Source organism: Marinobacter aromaticivorans, assembly GCF_002806975.1.
Classification (GTDB): Bacteria; Pseudomonadota; Gammaproteobacteria; order Pseudomonadales; family Oleiphilaceae; genus Marinobacter; species Marinobacter aromaticivorans.
This window is the reverse complement of record NZ_NIHD01000001.1, coordinates 306,281-320,916: the sequence shown is the minus strand read 5'-3', so window position 1 is coordinate 320,916 and position 14,636 is coordinate 306,281. Positions and strand designations below refer to the sequence as shown.

Below are 14,636 nucleotides of genomic sequence, written 5' to 3'. Positions count from 1 at the left end.
GTCTTTCCCGCATTCTACCGACAACAGCAAAGACTGTTTCACTGTAAGATCCGGAATGACTTACCATTCCGGCTTTATTAACTGGAGCAAATGCACTAATTTCCCTGTATTGAATACCATTTCAGCCAAAACGCCTTTAACCACCAGGCCAAAGCAGCGTCAGGCCCGTGTGGCATCAGGCACTCATAGCCTACAGCATAGTGCCCATGGCCATGACTTGCCCAAAAGTAGTGCTTTTACGCGTTGTGAGGAACAGAACAACATGAGCGAACTGGATCGAATCGATCACTCCATTATCCGAGAACTGCAAAAGAATGCGCGGATTACCGTTACCGAACTTGCCTCAAGAGTGGGTTTATCCAAAACCCCGTGCCAGGTGCGGATGCGCCGGCTTGAAGAACGGGGTTTTATTACCGGCTACACAGTACTAGTTAACCAAACCAAGCTGGGGCAGAGCCATATCGCCTTCGCCCAGATTACGTTGAACGACACCAGCAGCGAAGCACTGAAGGCGTTTAACGCAGCCGTCAAGCAGATTGCAGCTGTTGAGCAATGCCACATGATTGCCGCCAATTTTGATTATCTGATGAAAGTACGAACCCGTAATATGGCGGAGTACCGACAGGTGTTGGGCGAGCAGATTTCCGCCCTGCCCCATGTGCTGCAAACCAGTACATTTGTGGTGATGGAAAATGTAAAGGATACGGGGCTTTGAGCGGGCCTATTTGTTAACCCTGGCCAGGCCCAGAGACGAAACGTGCAAGCCTAATTCGCTGCGGAACATGGCATTGCCGATACCCAGCACAATGTTTTCCACCGTAAAGTTTGAGGATACTGCGATTGCCCCGCCGGGTGAACGGGATTCCAGAACCAGCACCAGGCGCAGGAGATCCAGAAGGCGGATAACCAGGTCAAGAATGCTGAAATTCTCCGGTGCGTCGTGAATCTGAGACATAACGTACGCCCTGGCAGACTCCACAATGAAGGCTTCGTGGTTGGTTAGATGCTCGGTCCCAAGGCACTTGATGGATTCCACGCGCTGTTCCCGCTCACGCCGGATAGCCTCCATACACACCTGCCCTGAGTTCTCCGGTAAATCACCCTGGCGCAGGATGCCCGCAAGCCGGAAGTCCACCTTCCCTTCACTGCGCATCTGCTCAAACTCGTTTTTCAGGCTCTCTTTTGCATGGGGAAGATACCGGCGGATCGCGGTTTCGCGGGCCCGCTCAAGATCCTCAATGGTCGCCAGATTCACCAGCGAACTCATCACCTGCACACAATGGAGCAGATGCTGCCAAATGGCGGGTTCAATCAACCGGGGGTTGTCTGGCAGAACGCGGTTGATTGACACAAACTCGAAGTAAAGAGCCGTCACCTCCTGCTCCGAAAATTCAGAGGTCCGGATAATCCGGCGCAGCCCCAGCTTCTCGATGTCCTGCAAAAGGCTGGGAATCAGCATAAGGACGTAATGTTGCGCGCCTTCTGATATTGGCATGTCTGACTACCGCTCCTTTTTTGGCTTCCCCAAAAACCTGGCATGCTGAATCCCCTGATGCTGCATCCAACGATAGATCGTTGGCCGGGATACCCCATAGAAACGGGCCACCTCGGAGACATTCCACTGATGCTCCATCAAAGCTTCCAGCAGCGGACTGGCATCATCACTGTCATCATCGGCTTCCACCACCGATAGCACCTGTTCACACAGGCATTCCTCGGGCAGATCATTAACGGTGATTTCCCCGTTGTCGCATGTAGCCTCGGCGAACGCCAGTGCGTTATCCAGCTGGCGGATATTGCCCGGCCAGCTATAGGCAAGCAAGGCACTCATAGCATCGGCCCGTATACGGACGGCCGGGAGGCCGTCCTGTTCAATCCGGTTTGCGAGCACCTGCTTAATCACGTGCTGTCGATCCGCTCTCTGGCTCAGAGATGGCAGGCGCAGGGTAGCGCCATTAAGCCGATAATACAGATCTGCACGAAAACTGCCTTGTTCTATTAATTGGCCGAGATCCTGATGGGTAGCAGCCATCACGCGACAATTCACTTTCACTGGGCTATCAGAGCCAACAGGCAGAATTTCCCCCTCTGCCAGCACTCGCAACAAGCGGGTTTGCAACTGGAAGGGCATATCCCCGATTTCGTCCAGAAATAAGGTACCGCCATCGGCCTGCTGAATCAGTCCGCGCATGCCACGGGTGCGGGCACCGGTGAACGCACCGCTAACATAGCCGAAAAGCTCGCTCTCAATCAGCGATTCAGGAATAGCCGCGCAGTTTACCGCCACAAACGCCCTCCGGGACCGATGACTAGCCGCGTGGATTGCCCTCGCCAGAACCTCTTTGCCGGTGCCGGTTTCACCCAGAATAAGCAACCCGACATCCTTGTTGCGAAGACGTTTCGCAAGCCCAAGTGTACGCCGCATGACAGGATCATCCGCCGCCAAGGCGTCCAACTGAGGTACATGCTCTTCAGCCGCAAGGGCCGCCTTTGTTGAGGTTGCAGGCAATCGGACCCTGGGCTGAATCAGAGCGGCAAAAAAAGTGCGCCCGCTGGTAGAGTGCCGGAACGCTTTAATCTGGTCATCATGATCATAGGGTATGCTCCAGATATCCCGGAGTTCACACTCAAACAGGCTGGTCAGGTCAGGACGGGGCTCGATGCCGTTGTCGGAGCCCGGGCTCAGCATAAGCGAGCGTCCGGCTGTATTGGCTGCTTCCACACGGCCTTCCTCATCAATGGCAAACAGGTACTGGCCATTAACCTGGACGAACTCCCGGGAAGCGTCACACCGGAAAATTACCTGTTTTCGATAACGGCGCAGGAAATAGGCATCCTCGATCATCCGGGCATAGAGTTGGGTTAGGTGCAACGCGAATGTCTGACTGTTGCGCGCATTGGGCGAATCCAGAGCAGAAATATCCAGAACCGCCAGAAGATTGCCCATTGGGTCAAGGATGGGTGCTGATGTGCAGGTCAGATTGATGTGGGTTGCATCGAAATGGTCTACCCGATGACACGTCAGGGCCTGCTGTTCCTGAATACAGGTGCCTACTGCACAGGTTCCCGCATACTGTTCGCTCCAGTCCGCGCCCAGATACAGGCCCGCTTTGCGCAGGCGCTGGTCATGCCTGCGATCCCCAAGATACTGAACGGTAATCCCGCGATGATCCGTCAATAACAATACATACCCGAGCTTGGCGATGTTCGAGTAGAGTTGTTCAACACCTGACCTGGCCACATTCAGAAATTCATCCACCGAGTCCTGATGCTCCCGCAGGGTTTGCTGGGTGACAATCCGGGCCCTGCGAGGCTGACTCGGGTCCAGTCCGTACTCGTCGATACAGCGTTTCCAGGAACGGCCAATCAGCTCGTCCCCCGGCGACAGGTTCACGGAAGAAGAGTTATCTGCATAGCTTAAAATAGCGTCAATATGGCGCTGCTGCGCCAGTTGTGTCGTCATGTCAGGCTCCTGCAACACTCTGATGTTGTTATTGTCAGCAACGAGAGATACTGCTGCACCGCCTTACCAGCTTATACCCAATGACCCAAAACCGACATCCTCCTTTGGGACCCGGTATAGCGTTACACCTGTCACGCCTTTTTTGCCAGGAACATTACAGGTGTAACGCTCATTCGTACGCTCGGAAGCCCCTTGCCTACCACCTGCCGCCAATCGGACCACACAATATTGCACTTCATATCAGCCGCTTATGAAAACCGTCACTGCTAAAAATCCGAACTGGCACGACGTCTGCTCCTGCCTGTCTGAAGGATTCACTCCTGCACAAGGCACCACCGGCACTCTGCCAACAAAAACAATGCAAACCTGGAGAACTGCAATGACCGACGCACAAATCTCTCCCACCCAACGAATCCAGCAATGGCTCGATGGATTCAACGAAACCCTGCAAACCAACGACCCCGGCCAGGCGGCTGAGCTGTTTGAGGAAAATGGTTTCTGGCGCGACCTCGTTGCCATGACGTGGAATATCAAGACGATGGAAGGCCGGGATAGCATCCGCGACATGCTGGAACATACCGCAGGGCAGGCTCGCCCCAGTAACTGGAAGGTAGCGGACGAAGCCTCCGAACAGGATGGTGTTACCGAAGCCTGGATTACCTTCGAAACCAGGGATGCGCTGGGTAAAGGCCATATCCGGCTGCGTAATGGCTCTGCCTGGACACTTCTAACCACCATGCAGGAGCTGAAAGAATTTCCGGAAAAGCGCAACTTCCTGAGACCCAAGGGTGCGCAGCATGGCGCCACCAAGTCCCGCCGGACCTGGCTTGAAGCAAGGCAAGAGGAAGAACGGGAGCTTGGGTACAGCCGCCAGCCCTACTGCGTGATAATTGGAGGCGGGCAAGGCGGAATTGGCCTGGCAGCGCGGCTTCGGCAGCTGGATGTGCCCACGATCGTGATCGAACGCAATCCAAAAGCCGGTGATTCCTGGCGCAACCGGTACAAATCCCTGTGCCTGCATGACCCGGTCTGGTACGACCACATGCCTTACCTGCCCTTCCCGGACCACTGGCCAGTATTCGCCCCGAAGGACAAAATCGGTGACTGGCTGGAAATGTACACTAAAATCATGGAGCTCAATTACTGGAGTTCAACGGAATGCACCAGTGCCCGCTACGATGAGAACAGCAAGGAATGGGTCGTTGATGTCATCCGGGAAGGCAAGAAAGTCACACTGCGCCTGCAACAACTGGTTCTGGCCACCGGTATGTCTGGCATCCCCAATATTCCTGACATTCCGGGTGCGGATACATTTGAAGGGGAACAGCACCACTCCAGCAAACACCCCGGTGGCAGTGCCTACAAGGGCAAAAAATGTGTCGTTCTTGGTGCCAACAACTCTGCTCACGACATCTGCGCAGCACTCTGGGAGAACGACGCCGATGTCACCATGATTCAGCGCTCATCGACGCATATCATCAAATCCGACACTCTGATGGACTTGGTACTCGGCCCACTCTATTCCGAGGAGGCGGTGCAAAACGGCACAACTACCGAGAAGGCCGACCTCACCTTCGCATCTGTACCATTCAGAATTATGCCTGATATGCATATCCCGGTTTACAAGCAGGTCGCAGAACAGGACGCCGACTTCTATCACCGGTTGAAACAGGCTGGCTTCATGCTGGATTTTGGTGATGATGGCTCAGGCTTGTTCATGAAATACCTGCGCCGCGGCTCTGGCTACTACATTGATGTTGGTGCCTCCGAACTGGTCGCACAAGGGGAAATCAAGCTCAAGAGTGGTGTCAGTATTGAACGCATCAACCCGCGCTCTGTAACACTGACTGATGGCACGGAACTGCCGGCGGACCTGATCGTCTATGCCACCGGTTTTGGCTCCATGAATGGCTGGGCGGCAAGGATCATCTCCCAGGAAGTCGCAGACAAAGTTGGCAAATGCTGGGGCATGGGCTCGGATACCACCAAAGACCCGGGCCCTTGGGAGGGCGAGCTGCGCAACATGTGGAAACCAACCCAGCAGGAAGCGCTCTGGTTCCATGGTGGCAATCTGCACCAGTCACGCCACTATTCGTTGTATCTGGCGCTGCAGCTAAAAGCCCGGAAAGAAGGTCTGGAAACCCCTGTGTATGGCATGGAAGCCGTTCATCACCTTTCCTGAACCTCAGAAAAGGCTGGCCGAGGCCAGCCTTTTCTATAACCTCCAGCAACTGATGCCAGCCGGATTAACCTTTCAGGAGCCGTTGCGCTCCCGTACAAAAAAGCCGGCGGCCAGAGGGCCCGGAAGCCAGGCCGCATCCACGTACAGCATCAAATAGGCCCAGGGCTGGTTACGCACCGGGTTACAGGCGTGAACCCATTCAGGGTTCATGAACACCAGCGACCCCTCGTGGACGTGGGATTGCTCATCGGGCGGGCTCCATTTCTCTGTCTTTGGCCTGGCGCGCCAGATAAACCATCACCACACCCAGAGCCATCACCAGCAGGGTAAGCCATAAACCATTGGTGTAATTGCCCTCCACATCCGCCAGATAACCCACAACAGCGGGCGCCAGCATCTGAGCGATGCCATAGCTGAAGGTAAGCCGGCTCATGGGCCGGGACGGATTTTCCGGGAACACACGCCCGACCATCGCCAGCATCATGCTGACAATACCGATAAAACTGGCTCCGTAAATAACGGCACTGAGCATCACGCTGGCCATGCTGGTATTGAGAATCAGCATCAGAATACTTACGGAATTGAGCAGGTAGGCAAGATAAAGCGCTGTCCACTGCCCCCAGCGGCGGGAGAATACATCCCACAGCCAGCAGGCAGGTGTCGCCGCCAGCCCCGCAATCAGCCAGATAAGCCAGCCCTGGCCCGTGAGTTCCGGCATGGATTCAGCAATGGCCACCAGGAATGTGGCGGTCACCACATATCCGACACCGGCACAGAAGTAGGCCAATTGCAGAATCACGATAAACCGGCTTCGGTCGTCACCAGCGCTCGCGTCTCCGGTTGCCGGCAAGGCACAGGCGCGATAGTCTGGCGTCCAGCGCCAGACGGGAACAGCGAGTGCAAGCCCGACCAGCCCGTAGATCACCCACTGCTGGTCCCAGGTGAAGGGCTCTTTGATCAGTTCTGCCAGCACGGCAGTCAGAACAATGCCAAGCCCGATGCCCGAAAAGAACACGCCAAGCTCGGATTTCTCATTGTTTTTTATCAGCCAACTCATGAGCAGGCCGGCACCCAGCAACATGCCTGCCGAGGTGCTCAGCCCGGACACGAAGCGCAGCAAAAACCACAGCCATACGTCAGTGGTATACCCCATGAGGACTGTAGTGATTACTGCGACAACGAGGCCGAGTTGGTACAGCTTTACCTTGAGATCAAGATCACTGATCCGGGTAATCAGGAGCGCCCCGGTGAGATAGCCGGCGTAGTTCACAGTGGCCAGCAAGCCGACGACAGACTGGCTTAGCCCGAGTGCATCCACCATCTCGGGAATCATCGGAGTGTATGAAAACCGGGCTATCCCGACCATCACCACCACCGCAATCACGCTGGCCGCCAGCACCTTTATTGTTTCTATTGTTTTCACAGGGCTTTCCTGTTTCCGGACAACTTCAGAACAGCTTCAGATCAGGCGCGACAGATCACGCGCGACTAAGGAACTTGCGCTCCTCCACGTTGATTTTGATGCGGTCGCCGGTGGAAATATGCTCGGGAACCTGAACCACCAGCCCGGTTGCCATTCTTGCCGGCTTGGTACGCGCGGTCGCGGAACCCCCCTTGACGGAAGGGTCGGTTTCTTCGATCTCAAGTTCCACCGTTGGCGGCAGGGCCAGAGCGACAGGCGCCTCGCTGACCAGAATCACCATAACACCCTGGGTCTCTTCGGTAATGAAAAGCAGCTCGTCGGCGATGGCTTCCCGGTTCAGGCTGTACTGGGTGAAGTCTTCGCTGTCCATGAAGACGTATTCATCCCCATCGGAATAGGAGAAGGTAACGGGCCTGCGCACGAGATCAGCCAGGTTCAGCATATCCGAATCCTTGAACGTCTCGTCGATCTTGTTACCCGTGACCACATCGTACATACGCATGCGGTACAGGCTGCCACCGGCACGGCCCTGGGGCACCGAGCGTTCGATGTCCTTTACAAAATACACATTACCCTGATATTCAACCGCCGAATTTTTTTTGATTTCACTGGCTCTAGGCATTTAGAAAAGCTCCAAAACAGTCACAAATTGCATCCACACCGGGCGTATGCCGGCTATTCAAACCTGCCAACTTTACCCGTAAATCTGCCCTGTCGATACAGGATAAGAAGACACTATAAGCCATTCGGAAAAAAGCTTCCCGGCGCACCAACCGGATTCACATAACAAAGGCCGATTTCATGTAAGCTATGCCCCTTCGTGACCATCATCCTTACCCCTGTTTGAATTCAGCGTTGCGCAACACGCATGGTCGGCACGCTTACCGCTAAACTGAAAGGCTATATGAAAGTACCCAAGAGATTGCAACCCCTGGTCGACGACGGCCTGGTGGACGAAGTGCTTTACCAGCTTATGAGCGGCAAAGAAGCACAGGTTTTCGTGGTGCGGTGTGGTGCCCATGTGCGTTGCGCCAAAGTGTTCAAGGAAGCGAAAAAACGAAGCTTCAAACAGGCCGTTGAATACCAGGAAGGCCGGAAGGTACGCAACAGCCGCCGGGCCCGGGCCATGAGCAAGAAGACACGCTATGGCCAGAAAGAGCAGGAAGATGCCTGGCTCAATGCCGAGGTGGATGCCCTTTACCGGCTGGCCGAAGCGGGGGTACGTGTGCCCGAGCCCATGGGGTTTGTGGATGGCGTACTGCTGATGGAACTGATTGCCGATGCAGATGGCAAAGCGGCTCCAAGGCTGGACGACATCAGCCTGACGCCGGAGCAGGCGCGGGATTATCACGGTCGGGTTATCCGTGAAATAGTCCGAATGCTCAGTGCCGGCCTGATCCATGGCGATCTGTCGGAGTTCAACGTATTGGTGGATAGCAATGGCCCCGTGATCATCGATCTGCCCCAGGCGGTGAATGCCGCCGGCAACAACAATGCCGAGCGCATGCTTGAGCGGGATGTGGACAATATGCGCCGTTATTTCGGTAAATACGCTCCCGACCTGCTGGTTACCGATTACGGTAAGGAAGTCTGGGCACTGTATGAAAGCGGCGACCTGCACCCGGACAGCAAGCTGACAGGGTGTTTTGAACACGACACCCATAGCGCGGATGTGGGTGAGCTTATGTCAGTGATTGAAGCGGCCAAAGAAGAAGAACGCGAACGCCAGGAACGCATGCAGGACGAAATGGATGACTGACTGCCCGTCCTGCGCTTAACTCGGGTAGCAAAAATCAGAGTTGCGCGAGGATGGCCCGCTCCGTCTGCCCCGGCAACAAGCCAGTCAGCCAGGCTTCGATAACAGTCTCGCCGTGTTGATTGGAAAGCACGGCTTCGGCTTTGGCACGGTTGCATTCATCGGCTTCAGTAACGGTGAACACGCAGGTAATGGTATCGCCGAAGTAGACTGGCCTCCGAAACCGGAAGTTCATGCCGGATGCCAGCCAGCCAATCTGGCCGCCGATTTCGGTAATCATGCCGCCGACCAGCAGGCCGTGGCAGATTTTGCCACGGAAATCCTTACTGGCAGCAAAGCGCTCATCGTAATGAATCGGGTTCATGTCCCGGCTGATTTCTCCGAACGTGACTGTGTCACTCTCGGTAAACGTTCGGGTAATCGTAAACACGTCACCCGCTTTCAGGCCCCGAATGGCCTGCTCCCGAATATGCGTCACTCAGGGCTCTCCAAGATTACGTCAGGCGAATACCCGCTCAGGCCCGATCAGCGAGGCGACGCTCAACCCAGGAATGGTAAAGCTTCGCCAGAGCCGGTCGGATCACCGGCAGGGAAATCAGCCATGCCAGTGGCTTGAGCACCGGAACCCGCGACATTAACAGTATGTAGGCGTCCATCTCACGATGAATTTCGCCCTGGTCATCTTTCACATGCAATTCCCGGAGCGCTTTGTCCGGATCCACGCCCTGCCGGCGCAGTTCTTCATCCCTGCCGGTGATATCCAGCCATTCAACGGAATCACCGGTTTTGCCCGCCAGCTTTTCATACCAGCGCCGGTCTCTTATACACACCGGGCAGGACCCATCGTAAAAAACGATCAGTTTACCAGTAGCCGCACTCATAAAAGCCCTCCGATCAAAAGAAAGCTGAGTGACTACTGTAACATTAAGCCCCGTTGCGCCAAGAGGCAGGCTGAAACACGCCAGCTTTTTCAGGCCTGTTCCTGCCTGGCCAGAGCCCCCGCTGTTCGCTCAAACGTCAGCGCCATGCGCTCGAGCATACCCTCAATGGTTTTCGTTTGTGCATCCGGCTCCCCGGCTTTGTGAATGGCCTTCAGGAGCTCTGCACTGACTTCCCGGAAGCGGGGGTTCATGTGCCCGCGCGCACTGTCGAGATAGGTATCGGCAAGCACCTGCTGCCACTGCGCAAGTTTCTCATCCACCAGGGCGTTGCGGTGGTTTTTCAGGCGCCTGCGCAAACGTATCGACATATGGCCGATATTGAGGCCGGTAAAGCCCAGGTCCGTCATATTCCGGTTGGGGCTACCCGATGCCTGGTCGTAATTGGCAAGCCTCAGCAGCCGCTCCCCCATACGACCGTTAAACCAGTTCTCGGGCCGTCGCTGGTAATCGATCCGGACAAGATCACGGGCCGTGGCCTTGAACAATCGCCGCTGCATCAGTTGGCTGTCAGGCGGCGTAATCAGCCGGAACACCCAGTAAAGAGTGCTGATGCCCACAAATAACCCCAGCGCATTACTGGCCGCCATATCGGCGCCGAACGTCATGTTATTGCCGGGCTGCACGATAAGCGTAAACGGAATACAAAAGCCCAGCCCGTAGGGCAGCGTGGGCTGGTTTGCGAGCGCCAGCAAGGCAATAAAGTAGGGCCCGGCCAGCACCAGAACCAGCATTTCAAAATCGCCACTGCTTCTTGATAGCAACCCCAGCCCGAAGAACAACGCCGCCGGGATGGCCACCACAACCCCAAGCAACAGACGCCGCAACATGGGCTTCAGGACGGTCAAGGGAAAGCGGGCAAACATTACGGAAAACACCAGTGGCATGATCATCATCATCATGGCTGCAGGGCTGGCGGTGCTTAACCAGATGGCAGCCCCGATCATGAACACCACCATTGTGCGGAAACCGTTAACGGCACCGATCAGTGGATCGCGATGGGTTCTCAGCTTCGAAGCCTTCAACAGCGTCTGGTCGCGGTTTTCAAGTGCGTTGTAGGCCCGCAGCACCATGACCAGATCCGCGACCAGTTCAACCGCTGTCTGGGTCAGCCGGATAACAATGGCCGACTCCTTCACATACGCAGCCCGGTGTTCCAGAAGCGCCCGCCTCAATGCCTGCGCCTGGCGGTAAGATTCCTCGTAGCTTTCCGCCTCGGCAATTTTAATAAACAGTGCTCGCATATCCGCCAGCAGCTCAGCAAAGGCCGGCGAAACCAGTTCCGGGTGATTGCGCGGGAAGCGCCCCATGATCTGTGTAACCGCCAGCAGCGACATCACCTTGTTGCAAAGCAGGCTTGCCGCCCTGCTCCGGCCCGGCCCTTCAGGCCCTTCATAGGCAACCGCACTGGAGTCATCATTCAGCACAACCAGAATTTCCAGAATCTTGTCTGCATGCCGGTGGCGCTGCTCATGGGTGCTGTCGGGATCCAGCTCCAGAGAGAGGTATTCCAGGGTCCTGTTGATCACGTCCCGGGAATGGCTACGCATGCTGTCGGTGACCGTTACCGGCCACAACAGCCGGCTGACCAGCATTGCGCAGATTGCTCCCACCGCAATTTCACTGATGCGGGACTGCGCGATATCAAAAACCGCGCGGTCATTCGCCAGACTGGCATCCGACATAACCAGAATGACCACCAGGACAGCGGTCATCCCGGACATGGCGAAGGCGTACATAAAGTTGGTGTTGTGCACCATGGAAGAGGCTGCGGAGTTCAGGCCGATCCAGAGCGTGAGACCCGCAAGCGCCACCAGAGGGAAAGGCATAAACAGTGCCAGAATCAGAATTCCAACGCCTCCACCCAGCACCGAACCGAAAATCTGACACAGCGCTTTTTCAATAACCAGCCCGCTTTCCGGCCGGATTTGCAGGAAAACCGCAGACACCAGAGCCCAGTATGGACGATCCAGCTGCAGGTACATGGAAACCAGCAAGGCCAGAGCCATGGATATCACGCCTTTAAGCGCGTATATCACAGAGCGCTTGTCAGGCATGACCAGCTGGGCCAGCAGCGGGTGGAGCGTCATTGCGGGGGCTCCGTCACTCTTTATCGCGGTCTGTTTCCAGATAAATGGAAACCGTCATGCCGGCGCTGATGTTGATGTTTTCCGGGAGCGGATCAAGGGCAATCTCAACGGGGATTCGTTGGGCCAGGCGCACCCAGTTAAACGCCGCCTGCACCTGGGGCAGCATCTGGCTGTCACTGGTGGTGTTCGAATCGGCTATACCACGGGCAATACTGACCACCTCACCAGTCAGTTTTTCACCACCGGAGAGCAGCGTGATACGGGCTTTTTGCCCCTCCCGCACCATCTGAAGTTTGGTTTCCTCGAAGTAACCGATCACATAAAAAGAGTCGCGTTTAATCAGTGATAACACAGGTGTACCACGGGTTACGTAGTTACCTTCACGCAAGGTAAGGTTATTCACAATACCACTCTCGGGTGCCAGCACGCTGGCACGTTCCAGATCGATACGGGCGGTATTCAGTTCAGCCAGGGCCAGTTGATAACTGGCTTTTGCCAGTTCTGCACGAATGCGATAAGCCTCCAGATCCTCTTCGCTGATGGTCTGCCGGTCAGACATGCGCTTGCGGCGTTCATACTGGTGCCTGGCCAGTTCCCAGGCTGTTCGCTCCTGAGCCAGCCGGGCTTCGCTCTCTGCCAGCTTGGCCCGGTAACGGGTTTTATCAATGCTGAACAGCGGCGCGCCCTTGTCGACGATCTTGTTGTTCTGAACACTCAGTTCAGCCACATACCCGGACACATCAGGCGCAATGGTGATGACATCCGCCCGGATACGACCGTCCCGCGTCCAGGGTGAATAAAGGTAGTGATCCCAAACCCAGGTGCCGGCAAAAACCGCCGCAACCACCACCAGCAATGTCACTCCAATACGCGCCAGCTTTCCCATGAAGTCCTTCAATCCCCGAACAGATAAACAATAGCGGCCAGGTAACAGACGAACACCGCAACGTCGAACCAGGCTTCCCTCCATATAAAGCGGCGCAGGCCCAGATAATGCGTAGCCAGCCGGGTGGCGGCCGAGAGAATAAACGCCAGAGGCACCAGCACTACAAAGGGGCTGAACAGCATCCCACCAATACTCATTTCGTGAAGCATATCATCCTTACTATCAAGCGTTGCCACCGCAATTCGCCGCCGAGTGTCTGATCATAGGCGCCGCCCGGGCTATTCGCCAACCAGTATATGATAGAGTAATAGTTGTATTTATCATGTGAGTTTTGAATGCATGTCGTCCGCAACCGTCTTTGCCATTTTCGCCGTGGCCTTAATCGCACTGGCAACCTTCTATCTGTTTTTCTATCGCAACTGGCGGCGCGAACGGGAGCTGAAACAACCTTTCCCGAAAATCTGGCAGCAGTACCTTCAGTCAACAGTACCGCTTTACGCTCGGCTACCGGGGCAGCTTCAGGAAACTCTGGAAGATCAGGTACAGCTGTTTCTTGCTGAAAAAGCGTTTTACGGGTGTGGTGGATTTGAGGTGACTGACCGGGTCAGGGTGGCCATTGCCGGTCACGCTTGCCTGCTTACGGTCAATCGCTCGTTTGCGGATTACGATGAAGTTCGCAGTATTCTCGTTTACCCGGATATTTATCAGGTGCGAGCCCCGGATCGCGACGGTATGGTGGTAAGCGTGAGCAATCAGGTTCGCGCGGGCGAAGCCTCGTCCATGGGGCAGGTGGTGCTGGCCTGGGCGGAGTGTGAAAGCGGTGCCATGCGCCCCGAAAGCACACACAATGTCATCCTGCACGAGTTCGCCCATCAGCTTGATTACCTGGACGGAGCCGCAGATGGTGCCCCGCCACTGAGCGGGGACCATGCCGAAGAATGGCAGCAGACCATGACCATGGCCTACGACAGCCTCCGGCACTCACTGAGGCAACACCGCTCAAGCTGGCTCGACCCGTATGGCGCCACAAAACCCGCAGAGTTCTTTGCCGTGCTTACGGAAACCTTCTATCAACAGCCGGAACACCTGAAAGAACAACAGCCGGCGGTGTATGATCTGCTTCGTGATTTTTACCGGCTAGACCCTGGCGAGCTGGCGCAGAGCCGGCCTGCCAGGCAGGCTCCCTAAGCCATCAGGCCCAGGTTTTCCGCATCCTTCTCGATACTACGATCCAGCAGCTCAAGGTAACCCGCTTTGGCTTTCACCTTGGTCTGGGCATGCGCTCTCATGTTCAGTTTCCGGAAGCCCTGGGCAATTTCATTCGCCCGATTCAAAAGCTGCTCCGGGGCAACAATTTCATCCAGATAACCGGCAGCCACAGCGCCTTCCGGGTTGTAGATCTCGGCATTGATAACCGAGCGATAGAAGTGAGCAGGTGCCAGGCGATGCCTCGCTATTTCGATGCCTGCGTGGTGCATGGTCATGCCAATGGCTACTTCGTTCAGGCCCAGCTTGAAGCTCCCTTCAACACCAACCCGGTAGTCCACCGACAGCATGATAAACGCCCCTTTGGCAATAGCGTGGCCGCTGCAGGCACCGATTACCGGTAACGAAAAAGCAGCCAGCCGACGGGTAAGCTTTGAGCCCACAGTAACCAGCGCAGCCGCTTCCTTCATGCCCTTCTGCATTTCCTTCAGATCGTAACCGCCTGAGAAAATACCTGGCTGCCCGGTCAGGATAACCACGGCTTTATCCTGCTCTGCCTGATCCAGAGCTTTATTCAGCTGTTCAAATACATCGTGACTCAGGGCATTGGCTTTGCCGTTATTAATAACAATTGTCGCGACGCCATCGTTGAGCGTGTAATTTACCAGGTCGGTCACCGGCGTTTCCTCTTG

Annotated in this window: 15 protein-coding genes; 4 read left to right on the top strand and 11 right to left on the bottom strand. The window is 55.7% G+C overall.

Features of this window, described 5'->3' with window-relative positions:
* Positions 1–262 precede the first annotated feature (262 nt).
* On the top strand, positions 263–715 hold the full coding sequence (locus CDH48_RS01475) for an Lrp/AsnC ligand binding domain-containing protein (RefSeq protein WP_100686928.1): 453 nt from the start codon (positions 263–265) through the stop codon (positions 713–715).
* Positions 716–721: 6 nt separating this feature from the next.
* Here the strand turns inward: CDH48_RS01475 and CDH48_RS01470 are convergent, their stop codons facing one another.
* Positions 722–1,495: a hypothetical protein gene (locus tag CDH48_RS01470; protein WP_100686927.1), complete on the bottom strand. Its 774-nt coding sequence runs from the start codon at positions 1,493–1,495 to the stop codon at positions 722–724.
* Positions 1,496–1,501: 6 nt separating this feature from the next.
* Positions 1,502–3,463 carry a sigma-54-dependent Fis family transcriptional regulator gene (locus tag CDH48_RS01465; protein ID WP_100686926.1) on the bottom strand — a complete coding sequence of 654 codons (1,962 nt, stop codon included), beginning with the start codon at positions 3,461–3,463 and terminating at the stop codon, positions 1,502–1,504.
* A gap of 379 nt (positions 3,464–3,842) precedes the next feature.
* Between CDH48_RS01465 and CDH48_RS01460 the strand changes: the two genes are divergently transcribed.
* A complete protein-coding gene (locus CDH48_RS01460; RefSeq protein ID WP_100686925.1) occupies positions 3,843–5,645 on the top strand; it encodes an NAD(P)/FAD-dependent oxidoreductase in 1,803 nt (600 codons plus the stop codon).
* A gap of 72 nt (positions 5,646–5,717) precedes the next feature.
* Here the strand turns inward: CDH48_RS01460 and CDH48_RS19680 are convergent, their stop codons facing one another.
* The 3 genes from CDH48_RS19680 to efpL are packed head-to-tail and all read right to left on the bottom strand — an operon-like array spanning position 5,718 to position 7,690.
* Positions 5,718–5,855, bottom strand: a complete 138-nt coding sequence (locus tag CDH48_RS19680; protein ID WP_100687191.1) for an AraC family ligand binding domain-containing protein — start codon at positions 5,853–5,855, stop codon at positions 5,718–5,720.
* A gap of 34 nt (positions 5,856–5,889) precedes the next feature.
* Positions 5,890–7,068 carry a YbfB/YjiJ family MFS transporter gene (locus CDH48_RS01450; RefSeq protein WP_100686924.1) on the bottom strand — a complete coding sequence of 393 codons (1,179 nt, stop codon included), beginning with the start codon at positions 7,066–7,068 and terminating at the stop codon, positions 5,890–5,892.
* A gap of 55 nt (positions 7,069–7,123) precedes the next feature.
* Positions 7,124–7,690 (bottom strand): elongation factor P-like protein EfpL, encoded by a 567-nt coding sequence (efpL, locus tag CDH48_RS01445; protein WP_100686923.1) that lies wholly within the window; start codon positions 7,688–7,690, stop codon positions 7,124–7,126.
* A gap of 282 nt (positions 7,691–7,972) precedes the next feature.
* Between efpL and CDH48_RS01440 the strand changes: the two genes are divergently transcribed.
* Positions 7,973–8,827: a PA4780 family RIO1-like protein kinase gene (locus CDH48_RS01440; protein ID WP_100686922.1), complete on the top strand. Its 855-nt coding sequence runs from the start codon at positions 7,973–7,975 to the stop codon at positions 8,825–8,827.
* A 34-nt stretch (positions 8,828–8,861) separates the two neighbouring features.
* On the opposite strand, the gene CDH48_RS01435 is transcribed toward CDH48_RS01440, so the two are convergent.
* From CDH48_RS01435 to CDH48_RS01415, 5 genes are all read right to left on the bottom strand, one after another.
* On the bottom strand, positions 8,862–9,302 hold the full coding sequence (locus CDH48_RS01435) for a MaoC family dehydratase (protein WP_100686921.1): 441 nt from the start codon (positions 9,300–9,302) through the stop codon (positions 8,862–8,864).
* 37 nt (positions 9,303–9,339) lie between these two features.
* Positions 9,340–9,705, bottom strand: a complete 366-nt coding sequence (locus CDH48_RS01430; protein ID WP_100686920.1) for a thiol-disulfide oxidoreductase DCC family protein — start codon at positions 9,703–9,705, stop codon at positions 9,340–9,342.
* Positions 9,706–9,794: 89 nt separating this feature from the next.
* Complete coding sequence (locus tag CDH48_RS01425; RefSeq protein ID WP_100686919.1) at positions 9,795–11,852, bottom strand: FUSC family protein; 2,058 nt, start codon at positions 11,850–11,852, stop codon at positions 9,795–9,797.
* Between the two features lie 13 nt (positions 11,853–11,865).
* A complete protein-coding gene (locus tag CDH48_RS01420; protein ID WP_100686918.1) occupies positions 11,866–12,738 on the bottom strand; it encodes an efflux RND transporter periplasmic adaptor subunit in 873 nt (290 codons plus the stop codon).
* A gap of 8 nt (positions 12,739–12,746) precedes the next feature.
* Complete coding sequence (locus CDH48_RS01415) at positions 12,747–12,974, bottom strand: DUF1656 domain-containing protein (protein WP_227520873.1); 228 nt, start codon at positions 12,972–12,974, stop codon at positions 12,747–12,749.
* A 103-nt stretch (positions 12,975–13,077) separates the two neighbouring features.
* Between CDH48_RS01415 and CDH48_RS01410 the strand changes: the two genes are divergently transcribed.
* Positions 13,078–13,926 (top strand): M90 family metallopeptidase, encoded by an 849-nt coding sequence (locus CDH48_RS01410; RefSeq protein ID WP_100686916.1) that lies wholly within the window; start codon positions 13,078–13,080, stop codon positions 13,924–13,926.
* On the opposite strand, the gene CDH48_RS01405 is transcribed toward CDH48_RS01410, so the two are convergent.
* A complete protein-coding gene (locus CDH48_RS01405) occupies positions 13,923–14,621 on the bottom strand; it encodes a crotonase/enoyl-CoA hydratase family protein (RefSeq protein WP_100686915.1) in 699 nt (232 codons plus the stop codon). The genes CDH48_RS01410 and CDH48_RS01405 overlap by 4 nt on opposite strands.
* Positions 14,622–14,636: the final 15 nt, after the last annotated feature.